At 76.9% G+C, this 17936-nt stretch carries 11 protein-coding genes; 4 read left to right on the top strand and 7 right to left on the bottom strand.

Features of this window, described 5'->3' with window-relative positions; genetic code table 11:
* Positions 1 to 2: 2 nt before the first annotated feature.
* Complete coding sequence (locus IFT45_RS02170) at positions 3 to 950, bottom strand: carbohydrate ABC transporter permease (protein ID WP_192126459.1); 948 nt, start codon at positions 948 to 950, stop codon at positions 3 to 5.
* 76 nt (positions 951 to 1026) lie between these two features.
* Between IFT45_RS02170 and IFT45_RS02165 the strand changes: the two genes are divergently transcribed.
* The 3 genes from IFT45_RS02165 to IFT45_RS02155 all read left to right on the top strand — a co-directional run bounded on the left by IFT45_RS02165 (position 1027) and on the right by IFT45_RS02155 (position 6632).
* The gene (locus IFT45_RS02165) at positions 1027 to 2076 is read left to right on the top strand and encodes a LacI family DNA-binding transcriptional regulator (RefSeq protein WP_185233606.1); all 1050 of its coding nucleotides are present in this window, start codon (positions 1027 to 1029) and stop codon (positions 2074 to 2076) included.
* A 204-nt stretch (positions 2077 to 2280) separates the two neighbouring features.
* Entirely contained in the window at positions 2281 to 3942 is a 1662-nt protein-coding gene (locus IFT45_RS02160) for a hypothetical protein (protein WP_192126457.1), read from the top strand.
* Positions 3943 to 4172: 230 nt separating this feature from the next.
* Complete coding sequence (locus IFT45_RS02155) at positions 4173 to 6632, top strand: polysaccharide biosynthesis C-terminal domain-containing protein (RefSeq protein ID WP_192126455.1); 2460 nt, start codon at positions 4173 to 4175, stop codon at positions 6630 to 6632.
* Positions 6633 to 6723: 91 nt separating this feature from the next.
* Here the strand turns inward: IFT45_RS02155 and IFT45_RS02150 are convergent, their stop codons facing one another.
* From IFT45_RS02150 to IFT45_RS17680, 4 genes are read right to left on the bottom strand one after another with little or no spacing between them, the layout of a single operon-like run.
* On the bottom strand, positions 6724 to 7962 hold the full coding sequence (locus tag IFT45_RS02150) for a hypothetical protein (RefSeq protein ID WP_192126453.1): 1239 nt from the start codon (positions 7960 to 7962) through the stop codon (positions 6724 to 6726).
* A complete protein-coding gene (locus IFT45_RS16700; RefSeq protein ID WP_197982108.1) occupies positions 7959 to 9119 on the bottom strand; it encodes a glycosyltransferase in 1161 nt (386 codons plus the stop codon). Before IFT45_RS16700 ends, IFT45_RS02150 begins: the two co-directional genes overlap by 4 nt.
* Positions 9116 to 11404: an acyltransferase family protein gene (locus IFT45_RS02140; RefSeq protein ID WP_192126451.1), complete on the bottom strand. Its 2289-nt coding sequence runs from the start codon at positions 11402 to 11404 to the stop codon at positions 9116 to 9118. The genes IFT45_RS16700 and IFT45_RS02140 overlap by 4 nt, the downstream gene beginning before the upstream one ends.
* Positions 11401 to 13572 (bottom strand): acyltransferase family protein, encoded by a 2172-nt coding sequence (locus IFT45_RS17680; RefSeq protein WP_192126449.1) that lies wholly within the window; start codon positions 13570 to 13572, stop codon positions 11401 to 11403. The genes IFT45_RS02140 and IFT45_RS17680 overlap by 4 nt, the downstream gene beginning before the upstream one ends.
* 230 nt (positions 13573 to 13802) lie before the next feature.
* Between IFT45_RS17680 and IFT45_RS02130 the strand changes: the two genes are divergently transcribed.
* The gene (locus tag IFT45_RS02130; RefSeq protein ID WP_192126447.1) at positions 13803 to 15131 is read left to right on the top strand and encodes an O-antigen ligase; all 1329 of its coding nucleotides are present in this window, start codon (positions 13803 to 13805) and stop codon (positions 15129 to 15131) included.
* A gap of 85 nt (positions 15132 to 15216) precedes the next feature.
* Here IFT45_RS02130 and IFT45_RS02125 read toward each other — a convergent pair whose 3' ends face one another.
* Together IFT45_RS02125 and IFT45_RS17675 are read right to left on the bottom strand one after the other, a co-directional pair.
* Positions 15217 to 16107 carry a nucleotidyltransferase family protein gene (locus IFT45_RS02125; protein ID WP_192126445.1) on the bottom strand — a complete coding sequence of 297 codons (891 nt, stop codon included), beginning with the start codon at positions 16105 to 16107 and terminating at the stop codon, positions 15217 to 15219.
* The gene (locus IFT45_RS17675; RefSeq protein ID WP_192126443.1) at positions 16104 to 17864 is read right to left on the bottom strand and encodes a polysaccharide biosynthesis tyrosine autokinase; all 1761 of its coding nucleotides are present in this window, start codon (positions 17862 to 17864) and stop codon (positions 16104 to 16106) included. The genes IFT45_RS02125 and IFT45_RS17675 overlap by 4 nt, the downstream gene beginning before the upstream one ends.
* Between the last annotated feature and the right edge of the window lie 72 nt (positions 17865 to 17936).

The raw sequence follows: 17936 nt of genomic DNA, 5'->3' as shown, positions 1-17936 counted from the left end.
GGTCAGGCGTCCTTCCGCGAGCCGACGAGCTGGACCACGTAGGCGACGACCATCGTCAGGACGCCCATGATGATCGCGATCGCGGCGGAGTAGTTGAACTGCTGGCCTGCGAACGAGAGGTTGTAGGCGTACATGTTCGGGGTGAAGTACGTGCTGATCGAGTTCGGCGCGAGCGTCTGCAGGATGTTCGGCTCGTTGAAGAGCTGGAAGCTGCCGATGATCGAGAAGATGATGCCGATCACGATGGCCCCGCGGATGGCGGGCAGCTTGATGTCCTTCACGATGCGGAGCGGGCCGGCGCCGTCGAGCTCGGCGGCCTCGTAGAGGTCGGGCGAGATGACGCGGAGGGCGGCGTAGAACAGCAGCATGTTGTAGCCGACGAACTCCCACGTGACGATGTTGCCGATCGACGCGAGGATCCAGCCCTGCGAGAGCAGGTCGGGGAGCGCCCACCCCGTGACGTCCTCGAGGTTGCCGACGAGCCCGAAGCGGTTGCCGTAGATGAAGCCCCACATGAGGGCGGCGACCACGGCGGGGACGGCGTAGGGCAGGAAGATCGCGATGCGGAAGAACGACGTGAGGTGCAGCCGGGCCGAGTCGAGGGCCAGCGCGGCGACCAGGGCGATGATCAGCATGATCGGCACCTGCACGACGAGGAAGAGCGCGACGCGGCCGAGGGCGTCCCAGAAGTTCGGGTCGCTGAGCGCCTGCGCGTAGTTCGCGATGCCGACGAAGGCGTTGCCGCCGATCATCTTCTCCTGGAACAGGCTGAGGTAGATCGCGTAGACGACCGGGGCGACGAGCACCACGAGGAAGACGGCGAGGAAGGGGAGGACGAAGCCCCAGCCCGTCCAGCGACGCTTGTCGCGACGGATCGGGGCGCCGCCGCCCACGGAGCTCGGGGCTGCCTCGGCCCTCGGCCGGGCTGCCGGTGTCGACAACGTCGTCATGTCCATCCACTTCGTCGGGGTTCGTCTCGCAGCCACTGATTGGGTGTTTGCGTAAACATCTGGGATGCTCGCAACCATGACACCTTCGACGCCGATCGTCAAGTCGAGCAGCCGGCGCCCCTCCCGCACGCGCACCGTCTCGATGGCGGACGTCGCGGCGCGCGCCGGCGTGTCGTCGCAGACGGTCTCGAGGGTCTCGAACGGCGCCGCCAACGTCGAGGCGGGCACGCGTCAGCGGGTGCTCGACGCGATGGCCGAGCTCGGCTACCGGCCGAACAGCGCCGCCCGGGCGCTGAAGACCGGGCGCTTCCGCAGCATCGGCGTGATCATGTTCACGCTCTCGACCCTCGGCAACATGAAGACCCTCGACGCCATCGTCACGGCCGCCTCGGGCGCGGGCTACACGATCACCCTGATGCCGGTCGCGCACCCCACCGAGGGCGAGGTGGCGGGCGCGTTCAGCCGCCTGCAGGAGGAGGCGGTCGACGGGGTCGTCATCATCATCGAGGCGCAGATGCTCGACCGCGCCGACCTCATCGTCCCGGTCGGCCTGCCCGTCGTCATCATCGACTCCGACGCGGTCGACCCCTACGTCGTCGTCGACACCGACCAGGAGCAGGGCATGCGCCTGGCCACGCAGCACCTGCTCGACCTCGGCCACACCCGCGTCGTGCACGTGGCCGGGCCCGCCACCTCGTACTCGGCCACGCGCCGCGCGACCTCGTGGCTCGACACGATGCGCGACGCCGGGCTCGAGCCGGAGGCGCCCCTCGGCGGGGACTGGACCACCGCCTCCGGCTACCGCATCGGGCTCGAGATCGGTCGTCGCGACGACGTCACGGGCGTCGTGGCGGCGAACGACCAGATGGCGCTCGGCGTGATGCACGCGCTGCACGAGCTCGGCCGCTCCATCCCCGGCGACGTCAGCGTGGTCGGGTTCGACGACACGGAGGAGTCCGGCTCGTTCTGGCCGCCGCTGACGACCGTGCACCAGAACTTCGGCGAGATCGGGCTGCGGTCGATGCACGTGCTGCTCGAGATGCTCGAGGGGCAGGAGCCGTCGGCCGACCGCATCGTGCCGACCCACCTCGTCGTCCGCGAGAGCGCGGGGCCGCCGCGCGCCTGACCGCGCCCTGCTCTCGGCCCCGCGACTCCGCCCGGCCCCGCGTCGCCGCCAGGTGACGGAGCGGGTGAAATGTCGGTGCGCCGACGGCGCGGGGGCGCGGGAGTCGCGGTGACGGACCCCGGCGGAGGGGTCAGGGTGCCGACACGAGCCAGACGGGAGACGTCTGGTCGTCGTCGACCCCCCCTTACGAAGAGGACCCCCACCGTGACCGATCGTCATCGCTCCCTGCCCGTGAACCCGGCCGCCCCGCCGTCCGTCGTCGAGGGGCACGCCGGGCCCTCGCGCCGCTCCGTCGTCACCGCCGCGGCCTGGGCCGTGCCCGTCGTGAGCATCGCCCTCGCGACCCCCGCCCACGCGGCGTCGTCGAACGCCCGCGCCACCATCGGCTTCTCGAACGAGCTGCCGCGGGCGCTCGGCTCCGACCTGTCGGACGCCAGCGTGCTCGTGCTCTCGCAGAACGGGGTCCCGCTCGCGAACGAGACCGTCACCTTCACCGTCACCGGCCCCGCCTCGTTCGGCGGCTCGACCACCTGGACGACGGTGACGAACGCCGCGGGAGTCGCGGTCGCCACCGGCCTCGTCGCGAGCGCCGCCGAGGGAGGCGTCGTCACCCTCACGGCCACGGTCGCCGGCGTCGCGCCCGTCACCGCCACCGTCACGGTCGTGCAGGAGGGCCTCTTCCTCGTCCCCGTCACGGCGGGCACGGGCGACCAGCCGGCCGCCCGACAGATCCCCGACGCGACGGGGAACATCGCGCACGTCTCCGCCGCGACCGTGACCCTGCCCGGCCAGCCGGGCCAGGTCGCCTACACGGCGGTCACCACGACCGGCGAGGTCTGGGCGCTGGGCGCGACCCGGGGCGCCGCCGCCGGCTGGGGCCTCGTCGACACCGGGGCCGACCCCGCGGTCGAGGGCGCCACGGCCATCGGCAACACGGGCAGCTGGAGCTACCACCTCTACGTGAAGGACGGCCAGCTGTGGTGGTACGGCGGTGCCGGCACCGGCGCGGGGCCGAACCGCCTCCTCACCGGCGCGACCGGCTCGGTGACCCAGGTCTCCGCCGCGAACGGCCACTTCTCGGGGGCGACGACCACCCTGGCCTTCACGGCCGTCACGAGCACCGGGCAGGTCTGGGCGCGCGCGTCGTTCAACACCGGCACGAGCGAGCGGCTCGTCGACACCGGCGCCTCGTCGTCGGTCCGCCCGGCCACCACGGTCGGCGGCCCCGGCGGCACGAGCCAGCACCGCTACGTGAAGGACGGCCAGCTCTGGCTCGTCACGAACACCGGGGCGTCCGCGGCTTCGCCCGAGCGCCAGCTCGAGGGCGTCGACGGCGCCGTCGTGCAGATCGACGCGGTCAACGCCTACCACCCGGAGATGGCCGGCCAGCTCGCGGCCACGGCGATCACCAGCACCGGCCAGCTGTGGGCCTCGGCGAGCACCCTCGCGAACGAGGTGCCCTGGGAGCTCCAGGACACGGGCGTGGACGGCGCCGTGCGGCCCGCGACGGCGATCGGCGGCAACGCGACGGGCAGCGTGCACTACTACGCCAAGGGCGGCCAGCTCTGGCGTGCCTGGTCGTACGGCGACGGCTTCGACCCGATCGCGCGCAAGGCCGAGGGCGCGACGGGCGCCGTCGTCGGCATCTCGGCGGCCAGCGCCCACCGCGCCGGCGAGGACCCGCAGATCGCCTACACGATGGTGACCGCGACCGGTGAGGTCTGGGGCCACTCGTACGTCGCGACCGACAACCGCGGCGCGTGGCAGCTCGGCAGCGGGGCGAACCCGACCGTCGTGCCGGCCACGGCCATCGGCGGCGCCCCCGACGGCAGCACGCACCTGTTCGCGGGCACCGTGCCCGCGTAGGCCGCCCTCCCCGCCGACCCGCCGCCACCGCGGCCTCGGCGCGACCTGAGCCCCCTGCCCGACCCGGGTGGGGGGCTCGCGGCGTCCCGGGGTGAAGGCCGGGGTGAGGTCGCGGGGCCGGGGCCGCGGGGCCAGGCCCGAGCCCCCCGGGCGCGCGACGGGGGAGTCGCACCCTGGGAGTCCTGCTCCGTCCCGTCCCGCCGAGGACCGTCCCCGACCGAGGTGCCCCGATGCCCGACCCGACCGCCGCCGACCGTCCCGCGCCCGCCGCGCCTCCTGCACCTCACCCGCCCGCTCCCGGGCGCGGAGGGGCGCGCGGCCCGGTCTCGTCCGCCGCGGCCCGGCTCGGCGGCTTCGTCGCCCTGCCGCTGCTCACCGCCGTCGCGCCCCTGCTCGTCCTCCCCGCGATCACGGCCGCCTTCGGGCAGGGGGCGTGGGTCAGCGTCGCGGTGGCCCAGTCGCTCGGCGCCGCCGCGGCCGTCGTCGTCGAGCTCGGCTGGGGCCTCACCGGCACCCAGCGGGCGGCGCGACAGGGCCCGGAGGCGCGCCGTCGCCTCCTCGCGCTCGTGACGGCGACCAAGCTCGTCGCGGCGGTGCCGACGCTCGCGGTGGTCGCCCTCGCCGTCGCCCTGCTCGTGCCCCGCCACCCCGTCGAGGCGCTGCTGATCGCGGCGGGCGGCGCCCTCAGCAGCCTCAACGCCACCTGGCTCTTCATCGGCACGGGGCGCCCGTCGCTCGTGCTCGCCGTCGAGGCGGGGCCGCGCATCGCCGCGATGGTGGTCGCGGCCCTGGCCGTGTCGCTCGGCGGCTCGCTCTGGTGGTTCGTCGCCGCGTGCCTGCTGCCCTCGGTCGTCTGCCCGGTCGTCGGGCTCGCGGTCGTCGGGGTGCGGCCCCGTCACGCGGCCGGGCTGACGCCCCGGCGCGTGCTCGGCGCCCTCGCCGGGCAACGCCACGCGCTCACCGGGCGCGCGCTGAGCGCCGCCTACATCGCCCTCCCGGTGGTGCTCGTCGGCGCGGTGGCGGGCACCTCGGTGACCGCCGTCTTCGCCGCGGCGGAGCGGCTGCAGCGCATGCTCCTCTCCGGCCTGCAGGCCGTGCCGAACGCGCTCCAGGGCTGGGTCGGGGCCCCGGCCGGCGTCGAGCACCGGCTCGACCGTGCCCGCGTCGCGATCGTCGTGAACGGCCTGGTCGGGGCCGCGGCGGGCGTCGTGCTGACCGTGGCCGGCCCGTGGCTGTCGGCCGTCGTGTTCTCCGGCGTCGCGACGCTCGGCCACCGCGAGGCCGCGATCAGCGCGACCCTCGTCGTGGTCGTGAGCCTGTCGCGGGCGGTCGGCGGCATCGCGCTCGTCGTGGTGGGAGAGGTGCGGGGGCTCGCGCGGAGCGCGCTCGTCGGGGCGCTCGTCGGCGTTCCGCTCATCCTGCTGCTGGGCCACCAGGGCGGCGTCGTCGGTGCCCTCGCGGGCGAGGTGGTCGCCGAGGCGGCCGTGCTCGTCGTGCAGCTGCGGTCGCTCGGGCGGGCCGTCGCGGAGCGGCGCGGACGCTCGGCAGCGCGCGCCCTCGGCGCCGCGGGGGCGGGCGGCGACGCGCACGGCGCGGCGACCGGAGCCGGGCTCCGGGTGCTCCAGTGGCGCGTCCACGACCCGGGCTACCCCCGCAACGTGCGGGTGCGCGAGCACCTCGAGGCCCGCGGCCACCGCGTCGACCTCCACGAGCGGGCGCGCGGCCCCCGACGCCACCTCGTCGACCTCCGGGCGCTCGTCGTGCGCTCGCGGGCGGCGGACGTCGTGCTCGTCTCCGAGATGTCGCTCGACTTCGTCGCCGCGGCGTGGGCCGTCGCCCGGGTGCGCCGCCTGCCCCTGGTCGTCGACGTGTTCATCGGCAAGCACGAGACCCTCGTGGGCGACCAGGGCTTCCGGGCCCCGTGGTCTCCGCGCGCGTTGCTCTGGGCGCTCGTCGACCGGGTCGCCGTCCGCGCCGCCGACGTCGCGCTCGTCGACACGCGGGTGCGGGCCGAGCACCTCGGCCGGCGGCACCCGCGCGCGACCGTCCTGTCGCTGCCGGTGGGAGCGCCGACCTGGGCGCGCGAGCGGCCCCTGACGCCCGACCCGCGCCTCCGCCTGCTCTTCTACGGGTCGTTCCTGCCCCTGCACGGCGTGCCCACGATCGTCCGCGGGGTCGCGGCGACCCGACGGGCCGACGTCGCCCTGACCGTCGTCGGCAGCGCCGACCGGGCCGGGGGCGAGGCCGACGCCGCGGCCCTCGCGGCGGAGCTCGGCGTCGACGACCGGGTCGCCTTCCTGCCGGCCACGAGCCCGGAGCGCCTGGGCGAGCTGATCGCCGGGCACGACGTCGTGCTCGGCCTGTTCGGCGACTCGGAGAAGGCGGGCTCGGTCATCGCGAACAAGGTCTGGCAGGGGCTCGCGGCCGGGCGCGTCGTCGTCACGCGCGAGAGCGCGGCGCTCGACGAGCTCCGCGACCTCGTCGGCGGACAGCTGGTGACCGTGCCCGCCGCCGATCCGGAGGCGCTGGCGCGGGTGGTCGAGGGTCTGGCCGACCGGCGCCCGGGCGCGGTCGGCGGGGCCCGTGCACGACTGGACGCCTACGTGCGCGCCGAGTTCCGGGGGCTCGACGACGCGCTCGCCGCGGCCGTGACGGCGGCCGTCGGGCGTCGCCGCGGCGCTCGCCGCTGACACTGACGCTGACGCTGACGGGGCCGCTGACGCTGACGCTGACGCTGACGCTGACGCTGACGCTGACGGGGCCGCGGTCGCGGCCGCCCGGTCAGCGCTGACGCACGAGGCCGGCGGCGACGAGCTCGGCGACGGCGGCCAGCACGAGCTCGCGGGCCCGGGCGACCGCCTCGGGCCCGTCGCCCGGCAGGCCGTGCTCGCGCACGACGGCGGCCACGGACTCGTCGAGCGTGCGGCCGGCCCGGGCCGCGTGCCACACGGCGACGCCGATGCCCGAGAGGGTCCGCAGGGAGTCGCGGTGCAGCACCACGACGGAGCCGGCGTCCGCCACCCAGTCGTCCACCGCCGTCGCGACGAGGACGCCCCCGCCGTGCGTCGGGCCCGGCGCCCCCGGGGAGGCGCGGTGCGCGTCGAGCCCGACCGTCGCCTCCCCGGGGCCCTCGCCCCCCGGCGTCGCGGCCGGTGCCGACACGGCGAGCAGCTCGCGCACGGCCGGTTCGAGGGTCGTTGCCTCGGCGTAGCGCACGACGAGCAGGCCGCCGGTGCGCTCGAGCAGGGCCTGCAGCCGGCGCAGCGGGCGGGCGCGGGCGCCGAGGTAGCTGATCTGCGGGAAGAGCCGGGCGGCGGCCTCGGCGAGGCCGATCGGGCCGACCGTCACCTCGGTCGCGGCGGGGTCACGGTCGAGCAGCACCACGCGAGCGAGCGTCAGGGGCCCGTCGGGGGCCCGTCGGAGCCCCGCCGCGTCGGGCGAGACCTGCGCCTTGGGCCGAGACGCCCCCGGCGCGGCCGGGCCCCGCACCGAGAGGGGCTTGGGGTAGCGCACCACGAGGCCGTCGTCGCCGACGGCGACGGTCTCGTCGGTCACGTAGCCGAGGGTGCGGCCGAGGGCGCGGGAGGCCGTCGTCTTGCCGTGCCCGGACGGGGCCACGTACGCGACGACGGCGCCCGTGACGGGGTCGGCGACGCCGCCCGCGTGCAGCAGGAGGAGGTCGTCGCGGCGCTGGTCGATGGCGAGCTGCGTGACCACGGTCGTGACGGTCTCCGTGAGCTGGTCGAGCGCGTCGGCCACGACGAGGGTGGGCGCGTCGGCGTGTGCGTCGGAGTCGGCGCCCGCCGGGGCGTCGCCGTCGCCGCGCAGCACGGCCACGGCGTCGCACTCCGAGCGGGGTCGACGCTCGAGGACGGGCTCGCACCACGCCCACGACGTCGCGAGGTCGGCGCGCTGCCCGGCGTCGAGGCCCACGAGCCCGACCACCACCCGGCAGCCGATCGCGGTGACGGTCAGGGCGTCGAGGGCGTCGAGGAGGGCGGGGTCGGTCTGGTGGCTCACGGTCGTCGCCCTCTCGGTGCGGCGCGGCGCCGCAGTTCATCGTAGGTCCGCAGCACGGGGCCGAAGACGGCGTCGGGGGTGGCCCGGCGGGCCAGCCACCCGGCGGCGAGGGAGACCTGCTCGGTCGTCCTCGTCCGGTCGGCGAGGGCGGTGGTCAGCAGGCGGGCCGCGGTCTCGTCGTCGGCGTCGTCGGGCACGACCACCGCGCGGCCGTCGCCCAGCGCGCCGGGCGCGCCCGAGGCCGCCGTCGCGACGACCGGCCGGTGCCGGGCGAAGGCCTCGAGCACCACGAGGGGGAGCCCCTCCCAGGCCGAGGTCATGAGGAGGGCGTCGGCCGCGTCGATCCTCGCCGGCACGTCGTCGGCGTGGCCGGCGAAGACGACGGGCGCCCCGAGGCGGGAGGCGAGCGCCCGGGCCTCGTCGAGCAGGGGACCGTCGCCGTGCCACACCGCCTCGACGTCGACGACCCGGGCCGCCGCCGCCACCACGCGGACGAAGCGGAGCGGGTCCTTCTGCTCCACGAGCCGGCCCAGGCCGACGATCCGCAGGGGGCGGCCGCCCGGCGGCGGGACGGGCAGCACGGGCCGGTCTGTCGTCCGGGCCGGTGCGTTGCCGACGACGAGGACGCCGTCCCGACGACCGAACCGGTCGGCGATCATCGCCCCGACGTGGTCGCTGACCGCGAACACGGCGGCGCTCCGGAACGACAACGCCCGGAGGCCGGCGCGGGGCAGGTAGGTGTGGGCGTGCTCGACGACGGGCACGCCGTGCCGCGCGCCGACGAGGAGGCACTGCAGGGCCTCGCGGCGCTGGTGCGCGTGGAGGACGTGGGGGCGGACCTCGCGGCAGGCCCGGTCGAGTGCGCGCAGGCCCGCGACGAAACGCCCGACGGAGCCCCCGACGGCGACCGTCCCGGGGCGGACGTGCACGCGCGCGGGCCCGAGGGCCCGCAGGGCGTCCGCGGCCAGCGGGCCGTCGACGCCGAGCAGGTGCGCCTCGGCGCCGCGTGCGGCGAGCCAGGCGCTCAGCTGCACGGCGACCGCCTGGGCGCCGCCGGCTGTGAACGAGTCGAGCACGTGGACCACGCGGAGCGGCGCCCCGGGGCCCTCGTCGCCGGCCGGGCCGACCGCGTCGGGCCCCGTCGTCAGCCCGCTCACCGGGCGTCCCCCGCCCCGTCGAGCAGGGCCGCCCGGAGGACGAGCGCCAGCGAGGCCGACCACCGCTCGGCGAGGTGCCCGGCGTCGACCTTGACCAGGCCGTCGCCGACGAAGGCCGGGCAGCGCAGCTCGTCCGTGCACGTCCAGGGCGCCGTGTCGACGAACCGGGCGCGCAGCGGCGCCCCGGGCGTCGAGCCGTCGGCGAGGCCGGCCACGGCCTCCTGCTCCGCGGCCGTCTTGTCGACCCACGCGCGGGAGGGCGTGCTCAGGCACGTCGCGGGCCCCCGGGGGCGCACGGCGCACTCCGCGGCGGGCGCGGACTCGGGCGGCGAGCTGAGCACGACGACGGTCGCGCCGGCCGCCGCGAGCTCGGCCACGGTGCGGGCCGTGCCCTCCCGCCAGGCTCCCGCCGCGTCGGCCTCGTCGCCCCGCCCGGTCAGCCGCTGGTACGCGCCGAGGGAGCTCGACAGCACGACGAGGTCGGGGGCCTCGGTGACCACGCGCTCCACGGCGGCGTCGCGGGCGGCCGCGCAGTCGTCGGCGAAGGAGGCGCGCTCGAGCCGGTCGGTCGTGCGCACGTCGACGGCGGGGCAGCTCTGCAGGCCCTGGCCGACCACCCGCCAGCCCTCCGGCACCAGCGCGCCGGTGATCCCCGGCAGCCAGCTGGTCGCGATGGAGTCGCCGAGCACGACGGCGGTGCGCTCGGCGTGCTCGGGGCCCGCGGTGCAGGCCGCCGCGGCCTCCGCCACGGACCGGGGGGAGGCGCCCACCGGGTCGACGAGGCAGCCGGGGCCGGCCGAGGCGGCCGCGCCGTCGGCCAGCGACACGTCGTCCGGCGACGGCGAGAGGGCCGGCCAGCCTTCCGCGTCCGCCGCCTCCTGCACGGCGGCGCGCAGGGCGGCCTCGTCGGGGAACGGCGCGGCGGCGGCACGCTCCGCGGGAGCCCGCGCGGGCAGCGGGAACGTCGCCGGGCCGACGAGCTGCACGGCGGAGAGGCCGAGCACCGCCACCGCCACCGTCGTCCCGGCCAGGAGGCCGTGCGACCGGGGCCGCGCCTCCGTCCGGGCCTCCGCGCGCGACTCGGCCCGCGACTCCGCCCGGGGGTCGGCCGAGCGGCCACGCAGACCGACGGCGCCGTGGCGGAGGGGCTGCTCGACGAACCGGTGGGTGAGGGCGGCGAGGCCGACGGACACCGTGGCCGCGAGCCCCGCGACGGCGAGGCCGCGGTCGGGCCACACGGCCGAGAGCAGGACGAACACGGGCAGGTGCCAGAGGTAGAGGGAGTACGAGACGCGGCCGAGCCAGCGCATCGGCGGGTTGTCGAGCAGCACGACGGGGGCGAGGCGCCGCCCGCCGGAGGCACCTCCCGACGCGAGCAGGGCGGCGGTGCCGAGCACGACCGGCAGCGCGGCGACGCCGGGGAAGGCGTGCTCGGGGCCGACGAGCACGGCCGACGCGAGGATCGCGAGCAGGCCGCCCGACCAGAGCACGGTGCGCCCTGCCCGGCCCGCCCGGGCGAGGGCGGGGGCCGCCACGGCGACGGCCGCCCCCACGCCCAGCTCCCAGGCGCGCGACTGGAACGAGAAGTAGGCCCAGCCCTGGCGCAGCTCGGTCTCCGCGACGGAGGCCCCGAACGAGGCGGCGGTCGCCGCGAGCACGACCACCAGCAGCACGCTGCGCCCGGTGCCCGGGCGGGGCGTCGTCGACCCGGCCGCGGTGCGCCGTCGCGAGCGCCGACGTGACCAGGCCCAGACCACGAACAGCCAGGGCCAGAGCACGTAGAACTGCTCCTCGACGGCGAGCGACCAGTAGTGCAGCAGGGGCGAGCCGGTGCCGTCGCCGCCGAAGTAGCTCACCCCGCGTCGCACCAGGTGCCAGTTCTGCACCATGAGCACGGACGCGACCCCGTCGCCGAGCACGCGGAGGGCGCCGACGCGGTGCAGGACGAGGGCCGACGCGACGACGGTGACGACCACGACGAGCAGCGCGGCCGGCACGATGCGGCGGGTGCGCCGCAGGTAGAAGGCCAGCAGGTCGACGCGCCCGGTGGTCTCGGCCTCCCGCAGCAGGAGCCCGGTGATGAGGAAGCCGGAGAGGACGAAGAAGACGTCCACGCCGACGAACCCGCCGGAGGGGGCGCCGACGAGGTGGTCGGCGAGCACCAGCAGCACGGCGAGCGCCCGGAGCCCCTCGACGTCGGGGCGGAAGCGGAGCGCGAGGTGCGGGGCGGGGCGTGCGGGGCGCGGGGCGGCGGGCGCGGCGGGGGCGGCGGCGAGGAGGCTCACAGGCCGACGACCCCCTCGGCGACCAGCGCCTCCCGCACGACCGGGGTGATCTTGCGCATCCAGTCGCTCGTCGGGTGCAGGGCGTCCTTCTTCGTCAGGGTGTCCCCGGCGAAGGCGGGGCACGAGCCCTGCGCGTCGCAGAACCACGGGCGCACGTCGACGAAGACGGCGCCGACCGCCTCGGCGGTCGCGACCTGGTCCTGGGCCATGGAGGGCCAGCTCGACGCGGAGACACGGCTCACGCAGGCCTCGGGCCCGGCGAACTGGCTGAAGCACTCCCGCACGTCGGAGCCGGCGGGGGGAGGCGACAGGACGACGGTCTGGCCGGCGCTGGCCCCGAGGCGCTCGAGCATCGACCGGAACGCGCCCGACCAGGCGTCGAGGGTGGCCTGGCGGCCGGTGGCGGCGTCGACCTCGCGGGTGAAGGTGTTGCCGACGAAGACGACGTCGGGCCGGGTCTCCTCGACCACGCGGTACTCGGTCTCGCGGCGGTCGCGGCAGGCCGCCGCGCGGGCGGCGTCGTCGGAGAGCTCGAGGTCGACGAACGGGCAGGCGTACATCGACACGATGCGCAGCGACCACTCCCCAGTGCCGACGATCTCGGCGAGGGCGGGCACGTACGCCTGGGCGATCGAGTCGCCGACGAGCACGGCCCGACGGGGAGCGTCGGGGTCGCCGAAGGTGCACTCCGCGGCGGGCAGCAGCGTCACCGACCCGCAGCGCCCCGCGTTGCCCGGGGCGGCTCCCTCGCGGCCGCTCTCCGCGGCGGGGGCGACCGCCTCGGGCCAGCTCTCGGCGTCGAGCGCGGCGGAGATCTCGGCCGTCAGCTGCGCCTGGGCGGCACCGGCCTCCGGGGCGCCGCCCCCCTCGCCCTCGGGCGGGGCGGGCACGACGGCCGCGGTCGGCGCGGCGGAGTCGGCCGGCGCACCGCCCGACGACGCGATCGCCGTGCCCGTGACCGCGAGCACGGCGACCGTCGCGGCCACGGCCACGACGAGCGGCCGGGAGCGCCGGGAGGCGGCGGCGCGACGACCGCCCCGGCGGCGGTCCGTCGAGGGCAGCAGCCACGAGCTGCGCAGCACGGGCTGCTCGACGAGACGGTGCGACACGGCCGAGAGCACGGCGGTGACGAGGAGCACGAGCGTCGTCACGAGCGCTTCGGGAGCGGCGTCTCCCAGCAGGAATCGCAGGTAGGGCGCGAGCAGCACGACGACGGGGAAGTGCCAGAGGTAGATCGAGTACGACGCGTCGCCGACCGCGCGCGAGACCGGGTTCGTCAGCACGACCAGCGAGCGCTGCGGGTGGTCGATGCCGGCGGCGAGCACGAGCAGCGTGCCCAGGGTCGGCACCAGCGCGCCCGGGGCGGGGAAGCCGGCCGACTCGCTGACCGTGGCGAAGCCGACGACGATCACCGCGACTCCGGCCCAGCCCAGGGCGGGGCGCGACCAGCCCGGCAGGTGACGGCCGACGGCGGGCGCGGCGAGGGCGAGGCCGGCGCCGAGGGCGAGCTCCCAGGCCCGGGTGGCGGTCGAGAAGTAGGCGACGGTCGGCGACGACGCCGACTGCACGAGGGCCACCGCGAAGGAGGCGCCCCCCACGACCGCGATCGCCGCTCCGGCGTACAGGCGCGCCCGCAGGCCCAGCTCGCCGCGCCGACGACGCGTCGCGAGCGCGACGGCGCCGATCACGAGCAGGGGCCAGACGACGTAGAACTGCTCCTCGACCGCCAGCGACCAGAAGTGCTGGAGCGGCGAGACGGGGCCGTCGGCCGTGAAGTAGTCGGTGCCGGTGGCGGCGAACCGCCAGTTGGCGACGAAGCCGAGCGAGGCGGCGGCGTCGCGGAGGACGACGCCGCCGCGGCCCGAGCCGTACAGGGCGAACGTCGCGGCGACGGTCGCGGCCAGCACGACGAGGGCGGCGGGCAGGATGCGCCGTGCCCGGCGGCGGTAGAACATCGAGAGCGAGATCGTCCCCGTCCGTGCCCGCTCGCGGACGAGGAGCTCGGTGATCAGGAAGCCGCTCACCACGAAGAAGACGTCGACGCCGGTGAACCCGCCGCTCGGCCGGTCGGTGGCGTGGGCGACGACGACGGCGACGACGGCGAGGGCCCGGAGGCCCTGCACGTCGAGACGGTGCGGGGTCGGCGGGTGGGCGGCAGAGCGGGTCACGGGTCCTCCTCGGGTGATCGACACCCGGTGATCCTGCGGGGCGTGACGACCGCCTCCGCCCGTCGCCCCGGGCTCTGACGGGGGCGGGGGCGCGGCGCTTCATCCCGGGACTCACCCCGGGCGAAGCGCGGGGTGGAAGGGGCGCCGCCCGGCCCCGCGGAGGCGGGCGGAGGGCCCGGCGGCGGTCGGGCGACGTGGTGCGATGGCCCCTCCCGAACGGAGACCGCCCCATGCTGATGACCCTCCTCCTGCTCGCGAGCGCCGGCCTGCTGGTGCTCGCCGTCTTCCTCCTCGTCGTGCCCGCCTGGTGCGTCCGCGCGGCGGCCCTCGCCGTGACCGTCGCCGTCGTCGTGGCCGTCGGCAACAACAGCGCACCGCCCGCCGCGTGGGTGGCCGGCTTCGTCTTCTCGGCCGTGCTCCTCCTCGTGGCCCTGGCGCGCGGCGGCCTCGAGCGGCGCGTCGGCGGCGTGCCCTTCCTGCTCGTCTCCGGTCTCTGGGCCTGGCTCGCCGTGGGCGCGCTCGTCGCGGGGACGTACTCGGTGCCCCGCCTCGTCGCGTACTTCGGGCTCGCCGTCGTCGTCGCGCTCGTCGCCGGCCAGCTCACCCGTCGGGAGGTGCACCTCGTGCTCGGCGCCGTGGTCGCGGTCGCGGTGGTGCAGGTCGGCATCGCCCTGGCCGAGCTGGCGGTCGGCGAGCCGCTGCTGTGGGGCCTCCGCGGCGGCACGCGCCTCAACCCCTTCCTCGGCGACGCCGTCGACCGCGTGCAGGGCACCCTCGGCCACCCGATCATCCTCGGCCTGCTCGAGGGGCTCGCCGTCCTCCTCGTCTGGGCCGACCCGTGGCAGCTCTCCCGCCGGGCCCGGTGGGCCCTGCTCGCCGTGTGCGCGGGCGGCGTGCTGCTCTCGGGCACGAGGAGCATCGCGGCCTGCCTCGTCGTGGCCGTCGGCGTGCACCTCCTCCTCCGGTCGAGGCTCGCCGCCTGGCTGCGCAACGTCGCGATCGCGGCGGTGGTCGGCAGCGGGGTGCTGCTGCTCGACCTCGGCCTCTCCGAGATCGTCGACGACCTGCTCGCCTCGGGCTCGTGGGTGCACCGCCTCGAGTCGGTGCAGGCGGTGCCCGCCCTGCTGGCCCGGCCGCTCGCGGAGTCGCTCTGGGGCACCGGCTTCGGCAGCGAGGTCGGGCTGTTCCGTGACGGGCACATCCGACTGACCTTCGGGCTCGAGGTCGTCGACAACTTCTACGTGTACCTGCTCGGCACCACGGGGGTGCTGGGGCTGTCGGTGTTCCTGCTCGTCGCCGTGGTGACCTTCGCCCGCGGCGACCGCCTGACCCGTGCCGTGGTCGTGCTCTTCCTCGGCATGGGCGCCTCCTTCGACCTCGTCGTCTGGCTCGGGGTCGGCGTGCTGATGTCGCTTTTCTTCGCCCTGCCGGGCGCCGCGGCGCTGGCCGCGTCGGACCGGGCGGAGCAGCAGGGCCGGGCGGCCCGGGACCTCGAGGCGGCGGCCGCCGCGGACGGCGGCTCGGCCCGGGAGGACCGCCGCCCGGCGCTCGTCGCCTGAGGCGGTCGCCGCTCGGCGCGGTCGCGCCCCCTGAGGGGATCGGCGGTCGCGGCGTCCGAGGCGGTCGCCGGTCGGCGGCGGGGCCTCAGCCGTGCCGCGCGTCGCGCCAGGCCGTGGGCAGCCCGCGCAGGCCCCGCGCCCAGCGCACGACGTAGGCGCGCAGCAGGTCGACGCCCCGGAGGTCGGCGCCGAGGCCGTCCTTCACGAGGGTCGCCCGCGGCGGCAGCAGCGCGAGGCGCACGGCGTGCAGCCGCTCGCGGGCGCCGGCGTCGCGGAAGGCCACGAGCCGACGCGTCAGGGGCGAGGCCGACCGGGTGCGCAGCCGCCACTCCGCGGACGGGGCGCCCCAGGCGAGGTCGAGCGGACCCGCGGCCTCCTCGACGAAGGGGCGCAGCGGCGCGAGGGCGCGCAGGCGACGCGCGGCGTCGACGAGCTCCGCGACGGGGAGCGCCCGCGCGTGCTCGACCAGGCGGTCGTGCTCGTCGGCGTGGCGCTCGACCCAGGGGCTGCGGAGGCAGTGCAGGGCCAGCACGAGGAGGGTGTCGACCCGGCCGGGCACCGCGACGTCGCGGCCGGCCCGGTCGAGCACCACGCGGCGGGCCCAGAGGGCGTCGAACGCCGCCCCGGGGTCGTCGTCGAGCCCCGGGAAGCGGTGGTGCACGTCGAGGTCGCAGCTCCAGCCCGGGTGGAACCAGGTGTCGGAGTGGCGGGGGAAGGCCGTGAGGTCGGCGTCGGCGGGGCGGGTGCGCCAGCCCCGTCGTGCCAGCTCCGCCCCGAACCGGGCGGCGTCGTCCCGGCCGCGGAGCAGGACGTCGACGTCAGCGCTGACGCGGGGCGGCCGGAGGCCGTGGTGGGCGGCCCCGTCGCCCTTGACGACGAGGGCCCGCAGGCCGACGCCGCCGGCCACGTCGGCGACGAGGGCGTGGGCCAGCTCGACGACGGGGGCGGCGGCCACGACGACGGCCGGCCCGGTCACCGCGTGCGCTCGCGCTCGCGGATCTCGCGACGGGTGAGCGCCCCGCCCGGGGCCTCGACGGGGGAGGCGGGCACCGCCGGGGACGTGGGCGCCGCGGGCGAGGCGGGTGAAGCGGGGACCCGGGCAGGAGCCGGCTCCCCACCAGGAGCAGCAGCGGCAGCAGCAGCCGCCGCGGCACCAGCCGGGGCCGGGACCGGGGCCGGGGCCGGGGCCGCAGGAGGCGTCGGGGCGACCACGGGCGCGGGGGCCGTCACGGCCTCGCGGGAGGCGGGCGCCGTGCCGGAGCCCGCGCCGGCCCCGACGGCCCCGCCCGTCCCGACGTCGCCCTCGTAGTAGTAGTAGCTGCCGCCGAAGTAGCCGTACTCGCGGGCGTCGCGGCCCTTGGTGGGCACGCGGTTCAGCACCACGCCGAGCACGTCGCCGCCGCCCCGCGTGACGAGCTGGAGCGCCCGGTCGAGCTGGTCGAAGGTGGTGCGCGCGGCGGAGGCGGTCATCAGCACGCCGTCGGCCTTGGCGGCCAGCACGACGGCGTCGGTGACGGCGAGCACCGGGGGAGCGTCGAGGATGACGGTCGCGTGCTCGGCGAGGGTCGAGACGAGGTCCTGGAAGGTCTGCGACCCGAGCAGCTCGCTCGGGTTCGGGGGGATGCGCCCCGCGCCGACGACCCAGAGGTTCGACGCGGCCTCCGTCTGCTGCATGACCTGGTGCAGCTGCGCCCGGCCGGAGAGCACGTCGGTGAGGCCCGCGCCCTCGGAGACGCCGAGCACCTTCGAGAGGGTCGGCCGGCGCAGGTCGCAGTCGATGACGACGACCCGCTGGTCGGACGACACGGCGAGCGACTCCGCGAGGTTGGCCGCCAGCGTCGACTTGCCGTCGCCCGGCTGCGGGCTGGTCATCACGATCACCCGCGGCTGCGCGTCGACCTTGACGTAGGCGAGGTTGGTGCGGAGCTCGCGCAGCGCCTCCGACATGGCGAAGTTCACGTGGCGGTCGTCGGCGGTGGCGTTCGGCAGCGCCGCGACGAGGCCGCCGTGCTCGGCCAGCGCGTCGTTCTGCGGGATGGTGCCGATCACGCCCACGCCGAACCGCGACTCCACCTCGGCCGCGGAGCGGATCCGGCGGTCGAGCGTGTTGCGGACGAGCAGGTAGACGCCGGCGAGCAGGAGGCCGGAGAGCCCGCCGAGCAGGAGGGCCACCTCCACGTTCGGCGACGCGGGCGACGTCGGCACCGACGCCGACGAGAGCGCGACGAACGACGTGGCCGAGCCGCCCGTGTCGGTGCTCTCCTCCTGCATCGCGGCGATCTGCTCGCCCATCGCGGCGAGCCAGGCGTCGGTCAGCGCCGCGGCGTCGGCCGGGGACGAGCCGCGAGAGGTCACGGTGATGATCGCCGTGTCCTCGGGCAGCGACGTGGTCACGCGCCCGAGCAGCGACGCCGGCGACGCCGCTCCGCCGAGCGCCGCCGCGGCCGACTCGGCCACCGCGAGCGAGCCGCCGAGCTCGACGTACGACTGCGCCTGCGACTTCGCCAGCTGGTCGGCGGCGAAGGCGAGGTTGGCGTCGCCGCCGGCGGCGACCTGCACGACGCCGGACGCGCTCGACTCGTACACGCGGGTCTGGGTGAGGGTCCAGCCGGCGCCGGCGGTCACGCCGAGCAGCACGATGAGGAAGGCGCCCAGCCAGTACGACCGCACGATGCGCAGGTAGTCCTGCAGGTCGAGGGTCCTGGGGCGGGGCTCGGTGTCGGGTCGGTCCACGGGCTTCTCCTGTCGCGGTGGCGGTGCTGCTGGTGTCGCGGGGCGGGTGCCGGCCGGCGGCCGGAGGGCGTC

Origin of the sequence: Frigoribacterium sp. CFBP 13707, assembly GCF_014842245.1 — a bacterium.
Taxonomy (GTDB): Bacteria; Actinomycetota; Actinomycetes; order Actinomycetales; family Microbacteriaceae; genus Frigoribacterium; species Frigoribacterium endophyticum.
The sequence above is the reverse complement of the archived record's forward strand: the minus strand, read 5'-3'. Positions and strand labels throughout refer to the sequence as shown.

Excerpts from the sequence above, each read along its gene's own strand:
- IFT45_RS02170 (WP_192126459.1), bottom strand. The coding sequence starts at position 950 with ATGACGACGTTGTCGACACCGGCAGCCCGGCCGAGGGCCGAGGCAGCC.
- IFT45_RS02165 (WP_185233606.1), top strand. The coding sequence starts at position 1,027 with ATGACACCTTCGACGCCGATCGTCAAGTCGAGCAGCCGGCGCCCCTCC.
- IFT45_RS02155 (WP_192126455.1), top strand. The coding sequence starts at position 4,173 with ATGCCCGACCCGACCGCCGCCGACCGTCCCGCGCCCGCCGCGCCTCCT.
- IFT45_RS02130 (WP_192126447.1), top strand. The coding sequence starts at position 13,803 with ATGCTGATGACCCTCCTCCTGCTCGCGAGCGCCGGCCTGCTGGTGCTC.